Annotated in this window: 22 protein-coding genes; 10 read left to right on the forward strand and 12 right to left on the reverse strand. The window is 71.3% G+C overall.

The features are described 5' to 3' along the window. Positions 1–232: 232 nt before the first annotated feature. Entirely contained in the window at positions 233–3,679 is a 3,447-nt protein-coding gene (locus ASF75_RS00185; RefSeq protein WP_140447908.1) for a DEAD/DEAH box helicase, read from the reverse strand. Positions 3,680–3,870: 191 nt separating this feature from the next. Here ASF75_RS00185 and ASF75_RS18210 point away from each other — a divergent pair, with 191 nt between their 5' ends. From ASF75_RS18210 to ASF75_RS00200, 3 genes are all read left to right on the forward strand, one after another. After that, complete coding sequence (locus tag ASF75_RS18210) at positions 3,871–3,999, forward strand: hypothetical protein (protein ID WP_258375068.1); 129 nt, start codon at positions 3,871–3,873, stop codon at positions 3,997–3,999. A gap of 115 nt (positions 4,000–4,114) precedes the next feature. Continuing rightward, complete coding sequence (locus tag ASF75_RS00195; RefSeq protein ID WP_056068177.1) at positions 4,115–5,116, forward strand: AraC family transcriptional regulator; 1,002 nt, start codon at positions 4,115–4,117, stop codon at positions 5,114–5,116. 116 nt (positions 5,117–5,232) lie between these two features. Beyond that, positions 5,233–5,418, forward strand: a complete 186-nt coding sequence (locus ASF75_RS00200; RefSeq protein WP_056068179.1) for a hypothetical protein — start codon at positions 5,233–5,235, stop codon at positions 5,416–5,418. A gap of 18 nt (positions 5,419–5,436) precedes the next feature. On the opposite strand, the gene ASF75_RS00205 is transcribed toward ASF75_RS00200, so the two are convergent. Beyond that, positions 5,437–6,849 (reverse strand): amino acid permease, encoded by a 1,413-nt coding sequence (locus tag ASF75_RS00205; protein ID WP_056068181.1) that lies wholly within the window; start codon positions 6,847–6,849, stop codon positions 5,437–5,439. Positions 6,850–6,925: 76 nt separating this feature from the next. Here ASF75_RS00205 and ASF75_RS00210 point away from each other — a divergent pair, with 76 nt between their 5' ends. Next, on the forward strand, positions 6,926–7,426 hold the full coding sequence (locus tag ASF75_RS00210; RefSeq protein ID WP_031259408.1) for a DUF427 domain-containing protein: 501 nt from the start codon (positions 6,926–6,928) through the stop codon (positions 7,424–7,426). A gap of 93 nt (positions 7,427–7,519) precedes the next feature. Here ASF75_RS00210 and ASF75_RS00215 read toward each other — a convergent pair whose 3' ends face one another. Continuing rightward, a complete protein-coding gene (locus ASF75_RS00215; RefSeq protein ID WP_017886542.1) occupies positions 7,520–7,852 on the reverse strand; it encodes a hypothetical protein in 333 nt (110 codons plus the stop codon). Positions 7,853–7,942: 90 nt separating this feature from the next. On the opposite strand from ASF75_RS00215, the gene ASF75_RS00220 reads away from it, so the two are divergent. The 3 genes from ASF75_RS00220 to ASF75_RS00230 all read left to right on the forward strand — a co-directional run bounded on the left by ASF75_RS00220 (position 7,943) and on the right by ASF75_RS00230 (position 9,323). Further along, positions 7,943–8,323: a hypothetical protein gene (locus ASF75_RS00220; protein WP_056068184.1), complete on the forward strand. Its 381-nt coding sequence runs from the start codon at positions 7,943–7,945 to the stop codon at positions 8,321–8,323. Next, positions 8,296–8,793 carry a DUF6264 family protein gene (locus tag ASF75_RS18055; RefSeq protein WP_235517512.1) on the forward strand — a complete coding sequence of 166 codons (498 nt, stop codon included), beginning with the start codon at positions 8,296–8,298 and terminating at the stop codon, positions 8,791–8,793. The genes ASF75_RS00220 and ASF75_RS18055 overlap by 28 nt, the downstream gene beginning before the upstream one ends. Before the next feature lie 95 nt (positions 8,794–8,888). Next, positions 8,889–9,323, forward strand: a complete 435-nt coding sequence (locus tag ASF75_RS00230) for a hypothetical protein (RefSeq protein ID WP_056068189.1) — start codon at positions 8,889–8,891, stop codon at positions 9,321–9,323. A 4-nt stretch (positions 9,324–9,327) separates the two neighbouring features. Here the strand turns inward: ASF75_RS00230 and ASF75_RS00235 are convergent, their stop codons facing one another. The 3 genes from ASF75_RS00235 to ASF75_RS00240 all read right to left on the reverse strand — a co-directional run bounded on the left by ASF75_RS00235 (position 9,328) and on the right by ASF75_RS00240 (position 11,786). Further along, positions 9,328–9,948, reverse strand: coding sequence for a hypothetical protein (locus ASF75_RS00235; protein ID WP_017886546.1), 621 nt, complete (start codon positions 9,946–9,948; stop codon positions 9,328–9,330). A gap of 255 nt (positions 9,949–10,203) precedes the next feature. Next, on the reverse strand, positions 10,204–10,332 hold the full coding sequence (locus tag ASF75_RS18215) for a hypothetical protein (protein ID WP_268750869.1): 129 nt from the start codon (positions 10,330–10,332) through the stop codon (positions 10,204–10,206). Then, positions 10,332–11,786 carry an APC family permease gene (locus tag ASF75_RS00240; RefSeq protein ID WP_017886548.1) on the reverse strand — a complete coding sequence of 485 codons (1,455 nt, stop codon included), beginning with the start codon at positions 11,784–11,786 and terminating at the stop codon, positions 10,332–10,334. Before ASF75_RS00240 ends, ASF75_RS18215 begins: the two co-directional genes overlap by 1 nt. A gap of 98 nt (positions 11,787–11,884) precedes the next feature. Here ASF75_RS00240 and ASF75_RS00245 point away from each other — a divergent pair, with 98 nt between their 5' ends. Then, positions 11,885–12,313, forward strand: a complete 429-nt coding sequence (locus ASF75_RS00245) for a DUF6892 domain-containing protein (RefSeq protein ID WP_052481637.1) — start codon at positions 11,885–11,887, stop codon at positions 12,311–12,313. A gap of 50 nt (positions 12,314–12,363) precedes the next feature. Here ASF75_RS00245 and ASF75_RS00250 read toward each other — a convergent pair whose 3' ends face one another. Genes ASF75_RS00250 through ASF75_RS00260 form a run of 3 tightly spaced genes read right to left on the reverse strand, consistent with a single transcriptional unit; the run spans position 12,364 to position 15,095 of the window. After that, positions 12,364–12,990, reverse strand: a complete 627-nt coding sequence (locus ASF75_RS00250; RefSeq protein WP_056068190.1) for a uracil-DNA glycosylase — start codon at positions 12,988–12,990, stop codon at positions 12,364–12,366. Next, a complete protein-coding gene (locus tag ASF75_RS00255; protein ID WP_017886551.1) occupies positions 12,987–14,189 on the reverse strand; it encodes a glycosyltransferase in 1,203 nt (400 codons plus the stop codon). Before ASF75_RS00255 ends, ASF75_RS00250 begins: the two co-directional genes overlap by 4 nt. A gap of 9 nt (positions 14,190–14,198) precedes the next feature. After that, positions 14,199–15,095, reverse strand: a complete 897-nt coding sequence (locus tag ASF75_RS00260) for a DUF429 domain-containing protein (protein ID WP_200942656.1) — start codon at positions 15,093–15,095, stop codon at positions 14,199–14,201. Positions 15,096–15,253: 158 nt separating this feature from the next. Between ASF75_RS00260 and ligD the strand changes: the two genes are divergently transcribed. Further along, positions 15,254–16,276 carry a non-homologous end-joining DNA ligase gene (gene ligD / locus ASF75_RS00265; protein WP_056068194.1) on the forward strand — a complete coding sequence of 341 codons (1,023 nt, stop codon included), beginning with the start codon at positions 15,254–15,256 and terminating at the stop codon, positions 16,274–16,276. Positions 16,277–16,316: 40 nt separating this feature from the next. On the opposite strand, the gene ASF75_RS17495 is transcribed toward ligD, so the two are convergent. The 3 genes from ASF75_RS17495 to ASF75_RS00270 form a co-directional block, all read right to left on the reverse strand. Further along, positions 16,317–16,460: a hypothetical protein gene (locus ASF75_RS17495; RefSeq protein ID WP_017886554.1), complete on the reverse strand. Its 144-nt coding sequence runs from the start codon at positions 16,458–16,460 to the stop codon at positions 16,317–16,319. Continuing rightward, the gene (locus ASF75_RS17500; protein ID WP_156155271.1) at positions 16,457–16,618 is read right to left on the reverse strand and encodes a hypothetical protein; all 162 of its coding nucleotides are present in this window, start codon (positions 16,616–16,618) and stop codon (positions 16,457–16,459) included. The genes ASF75_RS17495 and ASF75_RS17500 overlap by 4 nt, the downstream gene beginning before the upstream one ends. 186 nt (positions 16,619–16,804) lie before the next feature. Continuing rightward, the gene (locus ASF75_RS00270; protein WP_056068197.1) at positions 16,805–17,848 is read right to left on the reverse strand and encodes an ATP-dependent DNA ligase; all 1,044 of its coding nucleotides are present in this window, start codon (positions 17,846–17,848) and stop codon (positions 16,805–16,807) included. 209 nt (positions 17,849–18,057) lie between these two features. On the opposite strand from ASF75_RS00270, the gene ASF75_RS00275 reads away from it, so the two are divergent. After that, positions 18,058–19,101, forward strand: a complete 1,044-nt coding sequence (locus ASF75_RS00275; protein WP_162242997.1) for an MBL fold metallo-hydrolase — start codon at positions 18,058–18,060, stop codon at positions 19,099–19,101. Positions 19,102–19,106 lie beyond the last annotated feature (5 nt).

A 19,106-nucleotide genomic window follows, 5' to 3' on the forward strand; every position in this document is an offset into this window, starting at 1 on the left:
TGCGTATCTGGCGCGGGGGCGGGGCAGCGTGGTGGGCACGGTGCGGGGTTGGTAGGTGTGTGCGGCCGGGGTTGTTCGGTGCGGGGTTGTGGCGTGGCACGGGGCGGGCAATGTCGCACGGGTTGGCGGATCTCGCACGGTGCGGATCTGGCACGGCAGCGGGGCAGCGGGGCAGCGCGGCGGCGGGCAGCGCGGCGGCGGGCGAACAGCGGGGGAGCCGGCAGGCGGCGGGTCAGGTCAGCAGGGAACGGATGTCGTCGGCGGTCAGGTCGTCGGCGAACAGGGCGTCGTCGTCGATCATCGTGGCGAACAGCTCGGCCTTGCGGGCGGCGAGGGCGAGGACCTTCTCCTCGATGGTGTCCTCGGCGATGAACCGCTGGACGCTCACCGACCGGGTCTGGCCGATGCGGTGCGTGCGGTCGACGGCCTGGGACTCGGCGGCGGGGTTCCACCACGGGTCGAGCACGAACACGGTGTCCGCCTCGGTCAGGGTGAGTCCGAAGCCGCCGGCCTTCAACGAGATGAGGAACGCCGGGGCGGTGCCCTGCCGGAAGCGCTCGATGACCTCGGGGCGCTTGCGGGTGGAGCCGTCGAGGTACTCGTACCCGATGCCGCGGGCGTCGAGGGCGTCGGACACCATCCGCAGGAACGAGGTGAACTGGCTGAACACCAGGGCGCGTCGCCCCTCTGCCGCGAGCTGTTCGAGTTCGTCGAGCAGCAGGTCGAGCTTGGCCGAGGGGATCGGGGTCGAGCCGGACGTGACGTCGGAGCCGGACGACGCCGACCCGGACGCTCCGGCGGACACCAGCGCCGGCGACAGCGCGAGCATCCGCAGCAGCGTCAGCGACCGGAACACGATCATCCGGTTCTTGGAAAGGTCGTCGATCAGGTCGAGGACCTTCAGCCGCTCCCGGTTGAGCGTGCGCTCGTACAGCGCACGGTGCGCGGGGTCGAGCGTGACCCGGACCACTTGTTCTTGCTTCGGGGGCAGGTCGGACGCGACGGCTTCCTTCGTGCGCCGGAGCATGAGCGGCCGGATCCGTCGACGCAGCCGCCCGGTGAGCTCCTGGCGGGCTTCGCCCCGGAGCTCGGGTGAGGCGAGGGGCTTCACGTAGTCGTCGCCGAACCGGGTCCAGGTCGACAGCAGCCCCGGCGCGACGATGTGGAACAGTGCCCACAGGTCGGTCAGCCCGTTCTCGAGCGGGGTGCCGGTGATCGCGAACTTCACCGGTGCCTGCAGCTCCGAGGCGACACGGTGGGTCTGCGACTGCGGGTTCTTCACGAACTGGGCCTCGTCGAGCACCAGCGCCGACCACGGCAGGTCGGTCCAGGCGTCGGCATCGAGCCGGAGCAGCGCGTAGGACGTGACGACGACGTCCGACGCGGCGGCGGTCCGTGCGACGAGCCCGGGGTCCTTCAGCGACGTCGAGTTCACCGTCGCGACCCGCAGCGACGGCACGAACTTCGCGGCCTCGGCCGCCCAGTTGCCGACGACCGAGGTCGGTGCGACGACCAGGAACGGGGGAGCGTCGGGCTCCGCGGCACGACGGGCGGCGACCATCGCGAGCACCTGCAGCGTCTTGCCGAGACCCATGTCGTCGGCGAGCACCCCGCCGATGCCGTGCGTCACCAGGAACGACAGCCACGCGTACCCGGCGTGCTGGTAGGGCCGCAGGTCGGCGTGCACGGTGTCCGGCACCGGGACGTCACCCGGGGGAGTCGCCCCGAGCAGCCCCGCGGTGATCGCCTGCCAGCGTTCGTCGTGCGAGGTCTCGTCGGCCAGCAGGTCGAACTCGGTCCACAGCCCGGCGTGCAGCGGCGTCACGGCGATCGGCTGGTCGGGCTCCCACTCGTCCAGGTCGCGGGCCTCGTCGATGAGTTCCTTGAGCCGGTCGAACGCGGGGTCGGCCAGGGACAGGTACGAGTTGTCGACGAGCTTCAGGCGTCGCTGCCGACCCGCGAGCGCGGTGAGCAGCGGCGTGAACGGGATCTGCTTGCCGTTGACGCTGACGATGATGCCGAGGTCGAACCAGTCGTGCTTGTCCGACGGCATCGTCGTGACGCGGATGTGCGGTCGCCCGCTCAGCCGCTCGTAGTCGAGCCGCTCGCCCTGCACGACGGTGCGGACGCCGAGCGACGGCAGCTCCGGCAGGAACTCGTTCGCGAACACCGCGACGTCGGCGCCGTCGATGGTGCCGTCCTGGAACCAGTCCAGTCCGCCACCGGGTCCGGCACTGCGGACGGGAGGGCCGGCCCGCGTCGCGTCGTCGGCCGGCGTCGTCGCCGTGGTCGGCTCCACCGCGGGTGCGTCGTCGGGACTGGTCGGGCTCGTCACGGGTGCGTCGTCGGTGCCGGCCGGATCGTCGGCGGCACGGAGCCCGGACAGGTCGGGGAGCGGACCGTGCAGGGACACCGGGTCCTTCCGGCCGTCGACGTGCCAGCGCCAGTGCAGGTGCACGCGGTCGTCGGTGCGCGGCGCCCGGGCCGGCTCGAAGGTCGCGGTGAGCACGAGTTCGGGCGGGGTGCGCTCGGGCAGCTCCACCGAGCCGTCCGAGCTGACCAGCCCGAGGGCACCGCGCAACCGGGGCGACCAGTCCGCCAGGAACTCGTCGACCTCGGCCGTCGGCACGGTGATGCGGGTGCCCTCGACGAGCATGCGGCGCTGGTCCTCGGGCACCGGCGCGGGGGTCGGGGCGACGGCGACCGTGAACTCCGGGCTCTCGCGGAACACGTAGACGCCGTGGTCGCCGATCATCCGCGCCGCACTGGGCACCACTGGTCGGCCGTCGAGCACCGCACTCGCGCCGATCACCACGGCGTCGTCGTGCCGGCCGACGTCGAGCAGCACCTGGGCCTGCGTGCCGAGCACCGCGCCGCCCTCGCGCTTGCCGGTGACGAACGCGATGTCGAGCGTCGCGGCCTGCTGCAGGAGCGGCCAGAGCAGGGGACTCCGGAAGTCGTCGAGGTGCAGCCAGTCGCTCTCACCCGGCAACCCGGCGAGCTGCCCGGCGCGGTGCAGGGCGGCGAGCTGCAGGAACCAGGCGTGCTGCTCGGCACCGACGCCGAGCCGGTTCTGCGAGTAGGGGAGCGTGCCCCAGGTCAGCTGCCCACGCACCCAGTTGCCGGCGTCGCTTCGGGTCACCGGGCGGACGCCGAGCCGCACGCTGCGGGACGCCGTCGGCAGCGCACGGCCCGCGGCACGGGCTCGCGAGGCGAGCTTGGCGGGGACCGCGTCACGCAACTCGAACTGCAGCCCCATCCGCGTGCCCTGCGGGGTGGGCGCCTGCTCGTCGTCACCGGCGAGGCGGGCGAGGTCGTGCCTCCAGTCAGAGGGCGGCGGAGCCGGCGCGTCCGGACGCGGGCCGGCGTTCGCGGCGAGGGCGCGGGCGTTGATGGTGAGGAGCGCAGCCGCGACGTGCTTGCAGTCGCCGCCGAGCGGGCAGCTGCAGCTGCTGCGGACCGGGCGGACGAAGTCGCCGCGAGCCGGGGTGGTGTCGACGCGCAGCTCGTACGGGTCGTCGGCGGTGCCGGACACGACCGCGGTGACCGTGCCGTCGTCGTCGTGCCAGGTGGCGTCGTCGACCAGTCCGGCGCGGACGACGTCGCGTGCACGGCCGAAGGTCTGCGGCCCGACGAATCGGATGACGTCGACGGCGTCGATCATCGGGGCTGCTGGCACGGGTCCATCGTGCCAGTCGCCACCGACGATCCGCGCCGCCACCCTGGGCGCCCCACATCGGGCAGGGCTACCGTCGACACCGGAGCGCGACGACTGCGGTCCACGGAACCGATTGGAAACGCATGCCGGACCGACTGCGGTGGGTACGCGACTCAGCCGACCACTGGAACGGGTGGCTCGGCTCGGAAGTCGTGTGCGACATCACCCGGACCGACACGTACACGGTCGATTCACCGGACCACTCGTTGACCGGTGGGCACTCGTCGTTCGAGAGCGCCGCCGCCCAGGTGCACGGTTGGGTGCGCTGGACCGGCCGTTAGGCCACGGAACGCAACCTGGTTGTACGACCACGCACCGCTCCTTAGCGTGAGGGGGCAGGTCGGCACCACCGCACGTGATCACACCGCTCTGCTTCCAGGAGAGAGAGGTGGCCCCATGACCGACACGACCGAGTCGAAGTCGCCCGCTCCGGGCTCCGACCCCGCTGCGCGTCCCACGCCGCCGCGTGCACTCGTCGCCGTGGCCGGGCAGGACACCGACTCCGCCATCAGCTCGCTCGCTGGCATGTACGCGGGAAAGGCCTGGTACTCCCGGGCCCTCGACCAGGACTACTGGTTCAAGTACGTCGGCGTCGGTGACGAACGGCTCAGCATCCGCCGTTCCCAGATGCACGGGTACCTGCGGGGCGACGTCGCCACCGAGGGCGAGGTCGTCGTGCAGTGGCTCGAACGCGGCGAAGCCCGCGTCGACGTCGGCCACGACGAGGTCCGCATGCAGCCCGGCGTCCCGACGATGTTCCCCGTCGAGCGCCGGTTCGAGATGGAGTACCAGGACTGGGACCAGCGCCTGGTGCACCTGCGCCGGGACCTGGTGCTCGACGTCGCTGCCGAGAACCACCTGGTCGACGGCACCGTGGCGTTCGACACGACCGCCGCCCCGGACCCGTCCGCCGTCGCACTCTGGCGCACCGCCGTGTCGGGTGCCCTCCACGCGTTGCGCGAGGAGGGCGAGGAGTCGCTCGCCTGGCACGAAGCGCAGCGCGACGTCGCCCGCGCCCTGTTCCGGATGTACCCGCTGCAGGCCGAGCGGTTCCCCTCCGGCTACGGCACCCGCAGCGACGGACGACTCCGTGCCGCGGTCGAGTTCATCCAGGCACACGCCCACGAGCCGCTGACCGTCGCCGACGTCGCACAGGCCGCGGGGCTGAGCATCCGCGGGATCCAGGAGTCGTTCCAGCGAGCGTTCGAGCGCTCGCCGATGACGTACCTGCGCGAGGTGCGGCTCGGGCGCGTGCACGAGGAACTGCGGGTCCTCGAGCCGCACGCTACCTCGGTGGCGGACGTCGCGCGGCGCTGGGGCTTCGCGCACATGGGGCGGTTCGCGTCGGTGTACGCGGCCCGGTTCGGGGAGTACCCGCGGGAGACGTTGCGGCGCTGAGCGGCGTCGATCGTCGTCGACGACCCAGCCGTACACTGGCTCCACTCCGAGCCGGATCCGTCGATGTGCAGTTGCGGCTCGGCGCTGTCCGCACCCCTGTCACGAAGGTCTCGCCCATGGCATCCCGACCCACACGAACGACCAAGCAGTGGCTGCCGCTGACCGCCCTCGTGCTGGGGCTGATCGGCAGCGCGGCCGGTGCGCTCGCCGGGCAGCCGAACTCGTGGCTGTGGTTCGCAGCGGGCGTGGTGGTCGCCGTCGTCTGGGCCGTGCTGAGACGCCGACGGTCTCCGTCGCGGTAGCCGCGCAGGGGCTCGGGGTCAGCGCTTCGCCGGCTCGGCCAGCTTGCTGTGCTTCCGCGAGTACCCGAAGTACACACCGAGCCCGATCGCGAACCAGATCGCGAACCGCACCCACGTCTCCCACTGCAGGAACGTGACGAGCCACAGCGACGCGATGACGCCGATGATCGGGATGACGGGCATGAACGGCAGCCGGAACTGGCGGTCCAGGTAGGGCTGCCGGTAGCGCAGCACCACCACGGCCGAGCAGACCACGACGAACGCGAGCAGGATGCCGATGTTCGTGAGCTCCGCGACGACACCGATCGGCAGCACCCCGGCCAGGATCGCCGACGCGATGCCGAGGATCCAGGTCACCCGTGTCGGCACGTGCCGCTTCGGGTCGGTCTTCGCGAACCACTTCGGCATCAGACCGTCGCGGCTCATCGAGAACCAGACGCGCGAGGCACCGAGCATGAACGTCACCAGCACCGTGACGATGCCGACGATGGCACCGATCGCGATGACGTTGGCGACACCGCCGAGCCCGACCGACGCGAACGCCGACGAGAAGCCCGACGCCGGGTCGATGTCGGTGTACTTCTGCATCCCCGTGAGCACGAGGGTCGCCAGGACGTACAGCACCATCGAGATGCCGAGGGACAGGAGGATCGCCTTCGGCATGTGCTTGCGGGCGTCGGTGGACTCCTCGGCCGCCGTGGACATGGCGTCGTAGCCGAACACGGCGAAGAACACGGTCGCGGCGCCGGTCATCACGCCGCCGAACCCGAACGGGAAGTACGGGGAGTAGTTCGCGCTGTTGATGTGGAACACCCCGAGCACGACGATGAGCACGACGAGCGCCACCTTGATGCCGACGGCGACGAACTCGAACCGGGCGGCGCTGCGGATGCCGCGGGTGAGCACGAACGCGGTGAGCAGGCACAGCGCGATCGCGAAGACGTCGATGACGTGGCCGTCACCGGTGCCGGGGGCGCCGAGCATCCACGCGGGCAGGTCGATGCCGAACTGGCCGACCAGGAACCCGACGTAGCCGGAGATCCCGATCGCGACCACCGCCACGATCGCGGTGTACTCGAGCAACAGGTCCCAGCCGATGAACCACCCGACGATCTCGCCGAGCACCGCGTAGCCGTACGTGTACGCACTGCCGGCCTTCGGGATGAGCCCGGCGAACTCGGCGTAGGACAGGGCGGCGGCGGCGCTCGCGACGCCGGCGACCAGGAAGCTGATCAGCACCGCGGGTCCGGCGACGCCGTTCGCGACGGTGCCGGCGAGGGTGAAGATGCCGGCGCCGATGATGCCGCCGATGCCGATCGCGGTGAGCTGCCACAGGCCGAGGTGCCGTTTGAGGCCGCCCTCGCCCCCGGCCTCGTCATCGATCGTCTCGATGGGCTTCCGTCGGAACAGGGTGCGTGTCGTCGTCGTCACCCGCCCATGGTGCACCCGGAGACGATTCCGCGCACGCACGCGGCTGCACCGCAGGCTCCGGGCGTACACCTGGAGCATGCGTCACCCGAAGAGGACCGAGCCCGGCCCCGGCCAGGAATCCGTCTGGGACTACCCCCGCCCACCCGCCGTCGAGCGGGTCACCGCCCGCGTCGTCGTCCGTCTGGGCGGCACGGTCGTCGCGGACACGACCGACGCCGTCCGCGTGCTCGAGACCTCGCACCCGCCGGTCTACTACCTGCCGATGGCCGATCTGGCCGAGGGCGCGCTCGTCAAGGCGTCGGGATCGAGCATGTGCGAGTTCAAGGGCCTGGCGCGCTACTTCGACGTCGTCGGCGGCGATGGCACGGTCGCGAGCCGTGCCGCGTGGAACTACCCGACACCGGTCCCCGGCTACGAGTCGCTGCGGGAACGCGTCGCCATCTACCCGTCGGCGATGGATTCGTGCGAGGTCGGCGGCGAACGCGTCCAGGCGCAGGACGGCGACTTCTACGGCGGCTGGATCACGGCGGACATCGTCGGCCCGTTCAAGGGCGCGCCCGGCACGCTCGGCTGGTGACCCGGCGTCGTCAGGTGGGGCGGCCCTGACCCGGACCGACCCGTTTCGTGGGCGGCGGGGCGGACCCGACCCGGGCCTCCCGGCCGGACCGCGTCAGCGGTTGGCGTACGGCGACCAGAACGGCGGCGGGAACGTGCCGCCGCTCACGATCACGAGTACCTGCCAGACGAGCATGACGAGTCCGGCGGTGCCGATGACGATGCCGATCCACGACCACACCTGCACGGCTCGGCGACGGCCGGCGATCCGGATCGCCCGCCAGCCGCTCAGCACGCAGACCAGCCCGAACACGGCAGCGAGCAGGACGTGGCGGATGGTGGACTGCGCGGGCACGATGATGCCCAGGTAGAACGCGACCGGTCCGAGCAACACCGCGAAGGTCGCCGGAGCTGCCGGCGGTTCGTGGTCCCGAGCGACTGCTCCCATGGACGGCATGGTAGCGAGTGAACCTCGCTTCGGGTACGTCCGGGTCGCGCAGCGCGGGCATCCGGCCGTGGGAACGGGCACCATGGAGGCATGCGTTCCTTCTTCCGCGTCCTGCTCGGCCTGGCCCTCGTCGTCGCGGGCACGAGCCACCTCACCTTCGCGCGCAAGGAGTTCACGGCGCAGGTGCCCGACTTCGTGCCGCTCGACGACGACACGACGGTGCTCGCGTCCGGGGTCGCGGAGATCACGCTCGGCTCGGCCCTGGTGCTCGCGCCGAAGTCGGCGCGTCGCTTCGTCGGCTCGGTCGCTGCCCTGTTCTTCACGGTGATCTTCCCCGGCAACCTGTCGCAGTGGGTAAACCGTCGCGACGCCTTCGGCCTGGACAGCGACGAGAAGCGCTTCGGTCGCCTGTTCGGCCAGCCCGTCCTCATCGCGCTCGCCCTCTGGTCGACGCGCGGCCGGCGCTCCTGATGGGCGCGCCCGCGCGGCAGACCGGGCCTGCCCCCGGTGTGGGCCCCGGGTCGGGTCCTGCGTCGGGTCCCGATCCGCTCGGGTCCGGCCCGGCGCGCTTCGGTCGGGAGGCCCGGCACCCCCGGGCAGGACGCGCTCGCGTCGCGGACGTGGTCGCCTCCGCCGCCCTGCTCGTGGTGCTCACGGTGGGTGCGTTGGCAGCGGGGTGGGGGATCAAGCTCATGTCGCTGGCGTTCGTGTCGTGTGCGGCACCGGGCAACACCTGCAACGAGACGCTGGGTGACTCCGTGGTCGTCATGGGGCCGATCATCGTGGCGGTGGTGCTCGTCGCGACGATCGTGGTGTGCGTGCTGCGGCTCGTGCGCCGACGGTTGACCTGGCCGGTGGTGCTCGTCGGTATGGCAGCGATCGTCGCGGTGTTCTTCGCCTCGCTGTTGCTCGTCGACAGCTCGGTCACGCACGGCATCTGAGCGGTTCTTCCTCCACAGGCCGGGCTCGTCGAGCGTCTCTCCACAGAAGCTGGTCGTTGCCTCGGGGGTGGATGCTGGGCCGCCACGCTGGGGCCATGCCTGACACCGAGATGCTCGACCGCCTGACCCGTGAACCCGTCCGCACCGACGACGACGTCGTCGCACTCGTCGAAGCCGTCGTCGAACGCCCGCTGCGTCGGCAGTGCTGGGTGCTGTTCCTCGACGACCGCGGGATGTCGATCCCGTTCCTGCTGCCGATCGCCGACCTGCCGTACTCGCCGGACGAACACGTCGACGACTTCGCCGCCCTGATCGCCGACATCGTCGCGCAGCTCGGTGCCGTCGACGTCGTGCTCGCGTGGGAACGCCCCGGCGCCGATCGCCTCTACCCGGTGGACTGGGAGTGGGTCGACGCCTGCGCGTGCGCCCTCGACGAGCAGTCCGTCCGGCTCCGCGCGCAGGTCGTCGTGCACTCCGGCGGAGCGGCCATCGTCGAGTTCGACGAGGAAACACAGGCGGTGGCCTCGTGACGGGTCAGCCCTGGGGAGCGGTGTCCGGCACGGTCTGGCCGGTGAGCTCCTCGACGATCACCTTCGCCTCCGGCCACGACTTCGCGTAGTGGTCCGGGTCCGAGTTGATCTGCACCGCGTGTGCCATCTGCGTCGGCGTCATCGTCTTCCAGCCCGGTACCTTCACGAGCTTCGTGTAGAACATCGTCGCGGCCGTGTACGGGTCCATCCGCTGCTCGTACGTGCCCCAGGCGCCGTTGTCGCGCTGCTGGAACAGTCCGCGGCTGTCCGGGCCGGCGGCGTCGCCGTGGTCCAGGTTGACCAGGCTCGACTCACCGATCGCGGTCATCACACCGACGGCCTGCGTGTGCGGGCCGATCCCGAGTGCCTGAGCGGCTTCGATCACGTGCGCGGCGTTCACCAGGCGGTCCTGGCAGAAGCCGGCGACGGGTCCCGCCGGCACGACCATGCCCCCGATCGTCTTCGAAGCGACGGCCGGACACGCGGGCTCCGGAGTCGCGGCGCTCGACTTGGCGACCCCGGCGAGCGAGTTGACCGCGATCACCACGAGGACGACCACGCCGATGCCGACCGCCACGATCCCGGCGCCGAACACCGAGGCCAGGGTGATGCCGACACGGCGCATGACGGGACCTCTCGACGGGCTGGGCGAGTGCTGGGCGGACGGAGCAGGAAGAGCAGCACGAGCGTACGGGCGCCTCCTGGGAAGCCTGCGGCGGCCCGCCGTGCTCGCACATTCGGGGTTCGGAGTTCGGAGTCCGCGGTCCGCCGCCGGTTGCTCGCCGCGGGGAAGGTGCATCCCCAACAACGAGTGACGGTTCTGGTTTGCGAATCGGGGGCTTCGCGAACCAGAACCGTCACGGTCATCCGTGCACGGCGGTCAGCGCTCGCGTCGGTCGTCCCCTCGACCCCGACCCCGAGCCTGGCGCAGGTGCCAGCCTCCGGCGGACAGCGACAGCGCGGCGATCACGGTGATGACGACGGTCCAGATGACGCTCGTCGCGTCCATCAGGCGTCGCGCTGGTCGTGCGGCGGGCGCTGCACCTTCGTCGGTTCCGTGACGAGTCCGGTCGGGGCCTTCTCAGCCTGCTTCCGTCCGTGGGTGAACCACGTCAGGACCCAGAGCAGCACGCCCAGGGCCAGCAGGGCGCCGGCGATCTGGTACTGCTGCGGGTCACGACCGGACGAGAACGGCATGACGAGCCACAGGCACGTGACGATGCCGATGATCGGGATGACCACACCGGCACGGAAGTGCTTGTGGTCGACCTTGTCGCGGCGCAGCACGAGCACGGTCACGTTGACGACGGCGAACACCGTCAGCAGCAACAGCGAGGTCGTGCCGCCGAGGACCACGACGATGGGGGAGTCGGGGTCGAGCGAGACCCACCCGATCAGCAGGAGCGAGATGAGCGTGGTGAAGACGATCGCGGTCGACGGGGTGCGACGGGCGGGGGAGATGCGGGACAGGAAGCCCGGCAGCACGCCCTGCTTGCTCATGCCGTAGAGCAGTCGCGACGCCATCATCATGTTGATCAGGGCCGTGTTGGCGACGGCGAACATCGAGATGAACGGCAGCAGGTCGGCGATGGGGAAGTCCGGCGCCGCGGTCTGCACCACGGTCACCAGCGGCGTCTCGTTGCCGGCGAGCTCACCGATCGGCACCACGGCGACGGCGCAGATCGACACGAGCACGTAGATCACGGCGGTGATGCCGAGGCCGGTGAGCATGATCTTCGGGAAGATGCGCGAGGGGTCCTTCGTCTCCTCGGCCATGTTGACCGAGTCCTCGAACCCGACCATCGCGAAGAACGCCAACGACGTCGCGGTGCTGATCGACAGCAGCAGGGACTTGTCCTCCGGCGTCTCGAACATCACGACCCGCGAGAAGTCCGCGTTGCCGCCCGCGATCGCCCAGAACCCGATCAGGATCACCATGACGAGACCGGACAGCTCGACCAGCGTCAGCACGACGTTCGTCTTGACGCTCTCGCTCACCCCGCGGAAGTTGATGAACATCACCGCGAGCATGAAGCCCATCGCGATGAGCATCACCACGCCGTTCGGCAGTTCGATGCCGAACCCCGCGCCGAGGTTCGCCGCGAATGCCCGCGACGCGGTCGACGCCGACGTGATCCCGGAACACATCACGATGAACGTCACGATGAACGTGACGAAGTGGATGCCGAACGCCTTGTGCACGTAGAGCGCGGCGCCGGCGGTCTGCGGGTACTTCGTCACGAGCTCGAGGTACGAGAACGCCGTCAGCAGGGCGACCGCGAACGCGATGAGGAACGGGAGCCACGCTGCCCCACCGACCTCGGCCGCGACCTGGCCGGTGAGCGCGTAGACACCCGTACCGAGGATGTCGCCGACGATGAACAGCAGCAGGAGCTTGGGACCGATGACCCGGCGGAGCTCGTGCTGCTCCTGCTGTGGGCGGTCCGTCTTGGTGGTGGCCATGCGTCACCCTTGCGCGCGGAACACCTTGCTGTCCAGTCCCACAGGAAGGTTTCTCGCGATCGCAACACGGTCCCGCGGCGACGGATACGCTCCGGGCCATGGACCAGCAGTCGAACACCACCGAGGAGCCCATCGAGTTCGCGGACTTCAACGCGAAGCTCCTGGTGCTCGATGTCCTCTGCTACGACCTCGACGTCCTCGACCCCTACGACCCGGACGCCGAGGACGAGACCGACGAGGACCTCGACGTCGACGGGCAGGACGACCGGGCGCGCGAGTACTACGACGACCTCGACCTGCTGCCGTCGCACCTGTCGCTCGTCACGGAGATCACGGTGGACTCCGACCTCGAGGTCCTGCAGGACGTCCACCCCGGCTGGGACGGCTCGGACGACCGCTTCGACCCGCAGAACTGGGACGACCTGCTCGACCTGCCGGAGCTCCGCACCGTGTACGCCGCCGCACCGTTGCCCGCCCACGTCGCCGAGCGGTTGGCGACGAAGGGTGTCGAGGTCCGCTCCGCCTGAGCGGGACGCAACCGGCACCCGACCGGCACCCGACCGGGACGGGCCGACGGCTAGCGGTCGAGCGCCCGCACCTGCTCGGTGAACTGCTTCGCGCCACCCTGCGCCGGGTGCCGTACGGCGACCGCCTCGATGCCGGCCAGCGCGAGCGCTCCCTGCGCCTTCCGACCGACGGCGACCACCCGGACCTTGTCTGCGCCGCCGAGGGCCTCCAGCAGCGCGAGCGCGACGGGCGCTCCCGAGCGGACCTCGGCGGGCCGGGGCGTGCGGTTCGTCAGCCGGTCCGGTGCCACGAACGGATGGTGCGGGAAGATCGCCCACGCGACGGGGAGCGCGCCGTGCCACCCCTCGAGCGCTGCGTGCACGACGCGGGACGACGCTTCCCACGGGGCGGTCGGGTCCGGCGGCACGAGGTACTCGGACCCGAGTTCACGCATGCTCGTGAACGGCACGCCCGTGTTCGTCATGCCGCGCCACCCCGGGGCCTCGGCCACGAGCAGCGTGTCGGCACCCGGCCCGGACTGCTCCAGGTACCGCGTCAGGTTCGCCCGACGCAGCCGCCCCTCGGCCGATCCGACGTCGTAGAGCGCCTCGGCGTCGGACTCCACGGGCACGGCGTCGATCGCGGCCCAGAACGCCGCGAACCGATCGCCCGTGTCCGGGGCCCCCGACCTGCTCACGAGCGTCCGAGCACCCGGCGGTAGACGTCCTCGAGCCCCGCGGCCGACCGCTCCCAGCTGAGCCGCTCCGCGTGCTCCCGGCCCGCAGCAGCGAGCCCGGCGGCGTAGGGCGCATCCGTCAGGATCCGCTCGATCTCGTTCGCCCAGTCCTGCGGGTCGCGGGACTCGAGCACGACACCCGTCTCCCCGTCGACCACGGCCTCACGAAGGCCCCCGGCAGCGGCGGCCACGACCGGCACCCCGGAAGCGGACCCCTCGAGCGCGACGAGGCCGTACGTCTCGGAGTGGGACGGCACGAGCACGGCTGCCGCGCCACGGAACAGGAACGCCAGGTCGGCACGGGACTGCGGCCCGATGAAGGTGACGTGGTCGGCGATTCCACGCGCGTCGGCGAGCCGACGCAGTTCGTCCACGTAGTCGCCCGCCTCACTCGAGACGTCGCCCGCGATGACCAGAGTGGGGCGGGCCTCCAGGCTGATGTCGGCGATCGCCTCGATCGCCAGGTCCAGGCCCTTGAGCGGCTGCACGCGCGCCGCCGCGACCACGTAGGGCGAGGCGGCGCGGCGCGCACCGACGGCAGCGGGACGGAAGACGGAACCGTCGACCCCCGGCGGCACGATCCAGATGCGGGCGTCGTCGCCACCGAGCCGCGAGCGCACGGTCGACGCTTCGGCCTCGGACACCACGACGACGGCGTCGGACTCGCGGGCCAGCAGTTCTTCGCCCGCGATGCGACCGGCGGACTCGGGGCGCTCGCCCTCGGACAGCGGCGTCGCCGGGTCGGCAGCGATGGAGTGGAAGGACTGCACGTGGGGGATGCCGCGCTCACGGGCGACGGGCAGCGCGGCCGCTCCGGAGAACCAGTGGTGCGAGTGCAGGACGTCGAACTGCCCGAGCTGCTCGAGCTCGTGGCGGAACGGCTCGATGAACGCGTCGTGCTCACCCTTCGGCACCGGCTGGGCCGGCCCCGCGGACAGGAACCGCAGACACACGCCCGGCACCAGCGACACCGAGTCCGGCTGCGTCGGGGCGGAGCGGCGCGTGATGATGTCGACGTGGTGGCCCAGGTCCGCCAGCGCCTCGGCCTGGTGCCGGACGACGACGTTCATGCCGCCCACCTCGCCCGAACCGGGTTCGTCTCCGGGGGAGGTGTGCAGCGACACCAGCCCGATGTGCAGGGGTTCGGTCGTCGAGCTCACCGCTCAACCCTAGCCGCGCGGCCCCCGCTGCGACGGGCGTGCGGGCGCCACCACGACGGGCCGGCGGCCCGCCTCGTCCGGCGTGTCGGTGGGGAGGGTGGGCCCACGCCGCCGGTTCCCGGGCGACGCGCCAGCGGCGTCCGGGCCGTGTCGGTGGGGAGGATCACCTCCCAGGATCTGCACGCGCTCGTCGCCGTGTCGCTCCCAGAACGACGCCGTCCACGCGCACAGCGCCCCGTCGAGCAGGTCCTCGCGGTGCTTGTGCGTCGGACCGTGCAGCACCGACGGATCGGCGAGCCGCTGCGTCAGCGGGTGCGAGTCGAGCAGCAGCGGCGGGTCGAGCGGGGTCTCGCGCAGCCGCCGGACCAGTTCGTCGAAGGCCTCGGCGCGACGGGCACGAGCCTCGGCGGCAGGGATCCGGAGGTCGAGTCGCTTGTAGCGGGGGCGTTCGACGTCGTACCCGAGCTCCTCCACCCCCACCAGCGTCGTGTACGGGTAGCACTCGAACATCGCCGGACCGGTCCGTGCCCGCATGGCGTCCGTGTCGGAGACGTACCCGACGCCGAGTGCGGTCAGCCGGTCGAGCAGCGCTGAGCCGGCGCTCGCCGCAGATGCCTGGTTCGTCGGGTTGGCCGCGACCTTCCACCGGCCGTAGCGCTGCCCGACCTGTCGTTCGGACTCGCGGATGCCCGTCGGGTTCGTCACGACGAGCGAGGCGTCCACCGCGATGAGGGACCGTTGCCCGAGGTGCGCGGCGATCCAGTCGGTGACGGCGTCGACCCCGCGGGCCCACCCGGCGTCGGTGATCGTGCCGTCGGAGTCCATCGCGACCAGCCCGGTCTCGTTCGCGGCCTTCCGATCCGAGCCGAGTCCCCACGCGAGGTCGATGCCGAGGTACGCGTTCACCCGCCCCATCCTGCCGTGCCCGCACGACACCGGTGTTCGTGCGCTGAACACCGGCGTGCGCGTGTTCGACCCGGGAACACCGGTGTCCAGCGGGAGCGCGAAGGCGCACGCACACCGGGCTGCGGGCGCGCGGCGGGCACGCGTGTACGGTCCGCTGCATGGCGAGCGAAGCGACGATGGTGCGTGTGCCCGGGCCTGACGGCGACCGCGAGGTCCGGATCAGTAGCCCCTCGCGGGTGCTCTGGCCCGAGGCGGGGATCACGAAGCTCGACCTGGCGGTGTACCTCGTGACGGTGGGCGATGCCTTCGTCCGGGCGAACGGCGACCGGCCGATCTCGCTGCAGCGGTTCCCCGGTGGTGTCGACGGCGAGCAGTTCTTCTCCAAGAACCCGCCGAAGGGAGCGCCCGACTACGTCCGGTCGGTGACGGTGACCTACCCGAGTGCCCGGTCGCACCTGCAGCTCGTGATCGACGAGCCGGCCGTGGCGGTGTGGGCCGCCCAGATGAACACGGTGGTGTTCCACCCGTGGGCCTCACGCGCCGAGGACAGCGACCACCCGGACCAGCTCCGCATCGACCTCGACCCGCAGCCCGGCACCGGCTTCGGTGACACGGTGCCCGTGGCCGAGGAGCTCCGGAAGGTCCTCGACGAGGTCGGGTTGACCACGTGGATCAAGACGAGCGGCAACCGTGGCCTGCACGTGTTCGCGCCGATCCACCCCGAGCACGAGTTCCTCGACGTGCGGCACGCGGTGATCGCCGCAGCGCGTGAACTCGAACGCCGGATGCCCGACCAGGTGACGACGGCGTGGTGGAAGGAGGAACGGGGACAGCGGATCTTCGTCGACTTCAACCAGGCGAACCGCGACCGCACGATGGCCGGTGCCTACAGCCCCCGGGCCTTGGCGCACGCCTCGGTGTCGACGCCGATCACATGGGACGAACTGCCGACCGCTGACCCGACGAGCTTCACGATCCGGACGGTTCCGGAGCGGCTGCAGACCACCGGCGACCCGTGGGAGTCGATGCGGGAGCAGCCGGGCAGCATCGCACCGCTGCTGGAGTGGTGGGAGCGTGACCTGGCGAACGGCGAGGGGGAGCTGCCGTTCCCGCCGGACTTCCCGAAGATGCCGGGGGAACCGCCGCGCGTGCAGCCCTCACGGGCGAAGAAGCCGAGCTGAGGCCCAGCGGTCGAGCAGACGGGCCCAGCCGAGCCGAACCTCAGGCTGCGGAGGAGACGTCCCGCTGGCGGTCCGGGTCCTCGACGCGGGTGGTGTGCGTCGGCAGCCCGACGCTCGCGGTGTGCAGGCGGGTCAGTCTCGACCAGGTGCCGCGGTGCGCGTCGGTGATGCCGTCGACGATCACGCGCCGAGTCCGATCGTGACGAGTGCGAGCGCCGTGGCGGTGACGCCGGCGATGGCACTGATGACCGCGCTGAGCTGCAGGACGCGCTGACGCCGTGCTTCTCGGACTTCGGTGAAGGGGCTCCGCTGAGGGTGGCGGACAAGCGTGCTGGTGCTCATGTCGATCCCCATTCGATCCAGGCATCCGGGGCTCCGGAATGGACGCCTCGTGCTGCTGGGAACATCCTCACACGACTTCGCTAGTTCGACTAACTACTCATCCGGAAACGTGACCGAACAGCGACAAACGGACACCGCAGTGCGTTCCACGACCCGGAGGAGCGCACAGGGGCGGTGGCGAACGCCTCAGGACAGCACGTCGTGCAGGTCGTACGCACTCGGCACCTCGAGCTGCTCGAACCCGCACGACGTCGCGTCACGGTCGGGCCGCCACCGCTCGAACTGCACGGTGTGCCGGAACCGGTCGCCCTCCATCTGGTCGTACCGGACCTCGAGCACCAGTTCCGGCGCCAGCCGGACGAACGACGTGTCGCGACCCGACGAGAACCGCGACCGTTCCCCGTCACCGGTCACGGGCCTCCCGTCCGCATCGCGGAGCACGACGGGCTCGAGTTCTTCGACCAACGCGGCCCGTCGCTTGTCCGTGAAGGCGGAGACGCCGCCCACCTGGCGGAGCTCGCCGTCTGCGTCGTACAGGCCGACCAGCAGCGACCCGACACCGGAGCCGCTCTTGTGCACGCGGTAGCCGATGGCGACGACGTCGGCGGTGCGGTGGTGCTTGATCTTGAGCATGGTGCGCTTGTTCGGTTCGTACGGCCGCGCGCGGGGCTTCGCGACGACACCGTCGAGCCCGGCGCCCTCGAAGGTGGTGAGCCATTCGCGGGCCTGCTCGACGTCGAGCGTGGTGCGGGTGACGAAGAGCGGGGTGGTCATCGCGTCGCCGAGCTGTTCCAGGCGCTCGCGGCGCTCGTCGAACGGCAGGTCGAGCAGTTCCTGCCCGTCGACCGCCAGCAGGTCGAACACCACGAACTGCGCCGGGGTCTCGACGCTGAGCTTGGCGATCCGTGAGGCCGCCGGGTGGATGCGCTGCGACAGGGCCTCCCAGTCGAGCCGCTCGGCACCGGGCTCGCCGGACCGCAGGATCACCTCGCCGTCGAGGACGACCGGGTGGTCGCGTCCGCCGAACTGCGCGCGGAACGCCTCGACGAGTTCGGGGAAGTACCGGGTGAGCGGCTTGGCGCCGCGGCTGCCGATCTCGACGTCGTCGCCGTCGATGGTCACGATGCCGCGGAAGCCGTCCCACTTCGGCTCGTACCGCAGCCCGCCCTTCGTGCTGTCCGGGTCGGGCACGGTGGCGACGGCCTTGGCGAGCATCGGTGCGATCTCCATGCGTCCTGTCTACTCGCGCGCGTCGTCGGCGCTGTCGGCGCGGTGCTGCGCAGCCTGCGCCGTCTGCCTGGAGGCCCGTGCTCCGCCCGGCGCGTGCGTTCGGTGAGCAGGAATGGTCGGGTCCACGGCCCGCACCCGACCCTTTCTGCTCACCATGCGTCGGGAGCAGGGCCATCGCCGGCCAGACACGCGTCGGTATGGTGGCGAGCGTGACGACCGTGCCCCCGCCGGCAGCGCCGGCCCCGGAACCGATCAGCCCCGTGCAGGCCGCCGCGCTCCGCGACGGTGTCCTGCCGCCCGTCGAGCAGGTCCGGCCGGGCATCTGGACCCTCGCGGTGCCGTTCCGGTTCGGGGTGCCCGACGCCACCCTGGTCTACGTCGTCGAGGGGGCGGACGGCTCGCTCGCGGTGATCGACCCCGGGTGGTCGGCCGACGGCCGTCTCGACGAGCTGCGGGACGGCCTCGCCGCGATCGGACGGGACCTGGATGACGTGTCGCTCGTCGCCGTGACGCACCTGCACGCCGACCACCTGGGCGCCGCAGCTGCGATCCGCCGGGCGACGGGCGCCAGTGTGGCGATGCACGGGCTCGAGGTCGGAGCGCTCGAACGGGAGCGCGCCGACGCCGAGCGGAACGACGCGGACATCGCGACGTGGGGGCTGCCCGAACACCTGCGGGCTGGGGTCGTCGAGGCGTGGGGCAGCGGCCGTCGGATCGGGATGGGCCGGATCGAGGCGCCGTACGCCGACGTGTCGCTGGAGGACGGCGACCTGCTGCCGATCCCCGGTCGGACGATCCGCACGCTCTGGACCCCGGGGCACACGGGCGGGCACGTGTGCTTCCTCGACGAGACCGACGGGCTGCTGTTCTCCGGCGACCACGTGCTGCCGCGGATCAACTCCGGCATCGGGCTCGGTGGACGGACCGGGACGAACCCACTGGGGGACTACCTGGCGTCCTTGGCCCGGCTCGACCCGTACGCCGAGCTCGAGGTCTGCCCGGGGCACGAGTACCGGTTCCGCGACGTCGTCACCCGTGCGCGGACCCTGGCCCGGCACCGGGAGGAACGCTCCCGCCACGTCGCCGCGGCCCTCGACGCACTGGACCGTCCGACGCTGTTCGAGGTCGCCGCCCGGGTGCCGTTCAGCGGCGGGATCGAGTCGATGACCGGGTTCCTGCTCGCGAGCGCACTGACGCAGACGGCCTTCCACGCAGACCTGCTCGGGCGGGCCGACGAGGTGCGGCCCGCCTGACCTCA

The sequence above is a fragment of the Curtobacterium sp. Leaf154 genome, assembly GCF_001424595.1.
Classification (GTDB): Bacteria; Actinomycetota; Actinomycetes; order Actinomycetales; family Microbacteriaceae; genus Curtobacterium; species Curtobacterium poinsettiae.

What these genes read in the sequence shown, in the direction of transcription:
- ASF75_RS00195 (WP_056068177.1), top strand. Translation starts at nt 4,115, where the DNA reads ATGACCGACACGACCGAGTCGAAGTCGCCCGCTCCGGGCTCCGACCCC.
- ASF75_RS00200 (WP_056068179.1), top strand. Translation starts at nt 5,233, where the DNA reads ATGGCATCCCGACCCACACGAACGACCAAGCAGTGGCTGCCGCTGACC.
- ASF75_RS00210 (WP_031259408.1), top strand. Translation starts at nt 6,926, where the DNA reads ATGCGTCACCCGAAGAGGACCGAGCCCGGCCCCGGCCAGGAATCCGTC.
- ASF75_RS00215 (WP_017886542.1), bottom strand. Translation starts at nt 7,852, where the DNA reads ATGGGAGCAGTCGCTCGGGACCACGAACCGCCGGCAGCTCCGGCGACC.
- ASF75_RS00220 (WP_056068184.1), top strand. Translation starts at nt 7,943, where the DNA reads ATGCGTTCCTTCTTCCGCGTCCTGCTCGGCCTGGCCCTCGTCGTCGCG.
- ASF75_RS00230 (WP_056068189.1), top strand. Translation starts at nt 8,889, where the DNA reads ATGCCTGACACCGAGATGCTCGACCGCCTGACCCGTGAACCCGTCCGC.
- ASF75_RS00235 (WP_017886546.1), bottom strand. Translation starts at nt 9,948, where the DNA reads ATGCGCCGTGTCGGCATCACCCTGGCCTCGGTGTTCGGCGCCGGGATC.
- ASF75_RS18215 (WP_268750869.1), bottom strand. Translation starts at nt 10,332, where the DNA reads ATGGACGCGACGAGCGTCATCTGGACCGTCGTCATCACCGTGATCGCC.
- ASF75_RS00240 (WP_017886548.1), bottom strand. Translation starts at nt 11,786, where the DNA reads ATGGCCACCACCAAGACGGACCGCCCACAGCAGGAGCAGCACGAGCTC.
- ASF75_RS00245 (WP_052481637.1), top strand. Translation starts at nt 11,885, where the DNA reads ATGGACCAGCAGTCGAACACCACCGAGGAGCCCATCGAGTTCGCGGAC.
- ligD (WP_056068194.1), top strand. Translation starts at nt 15,254, where the DNA reads ATGGCGAGCGAAGCGACGATGGTGCGTGTGCCCGGGCCTGACGGCGAC.
- ASF75_RS17500 (WP_156155271.1), bottom strand. Translation starts at nt 16,618, where the DNA reads ATGAGCACCAGCACGCTTGTCCGCCACCCTCAGCGGAGCCCCTTCACC.
- ASF75_RS00270 (WP_056068197.1), bottom strand. Translation starts at nt 17,848, where the DNA reads ATGGAGATCGCACCGATGCTCGCCAAGGCCGTCGCCACCGTGCCCGAC.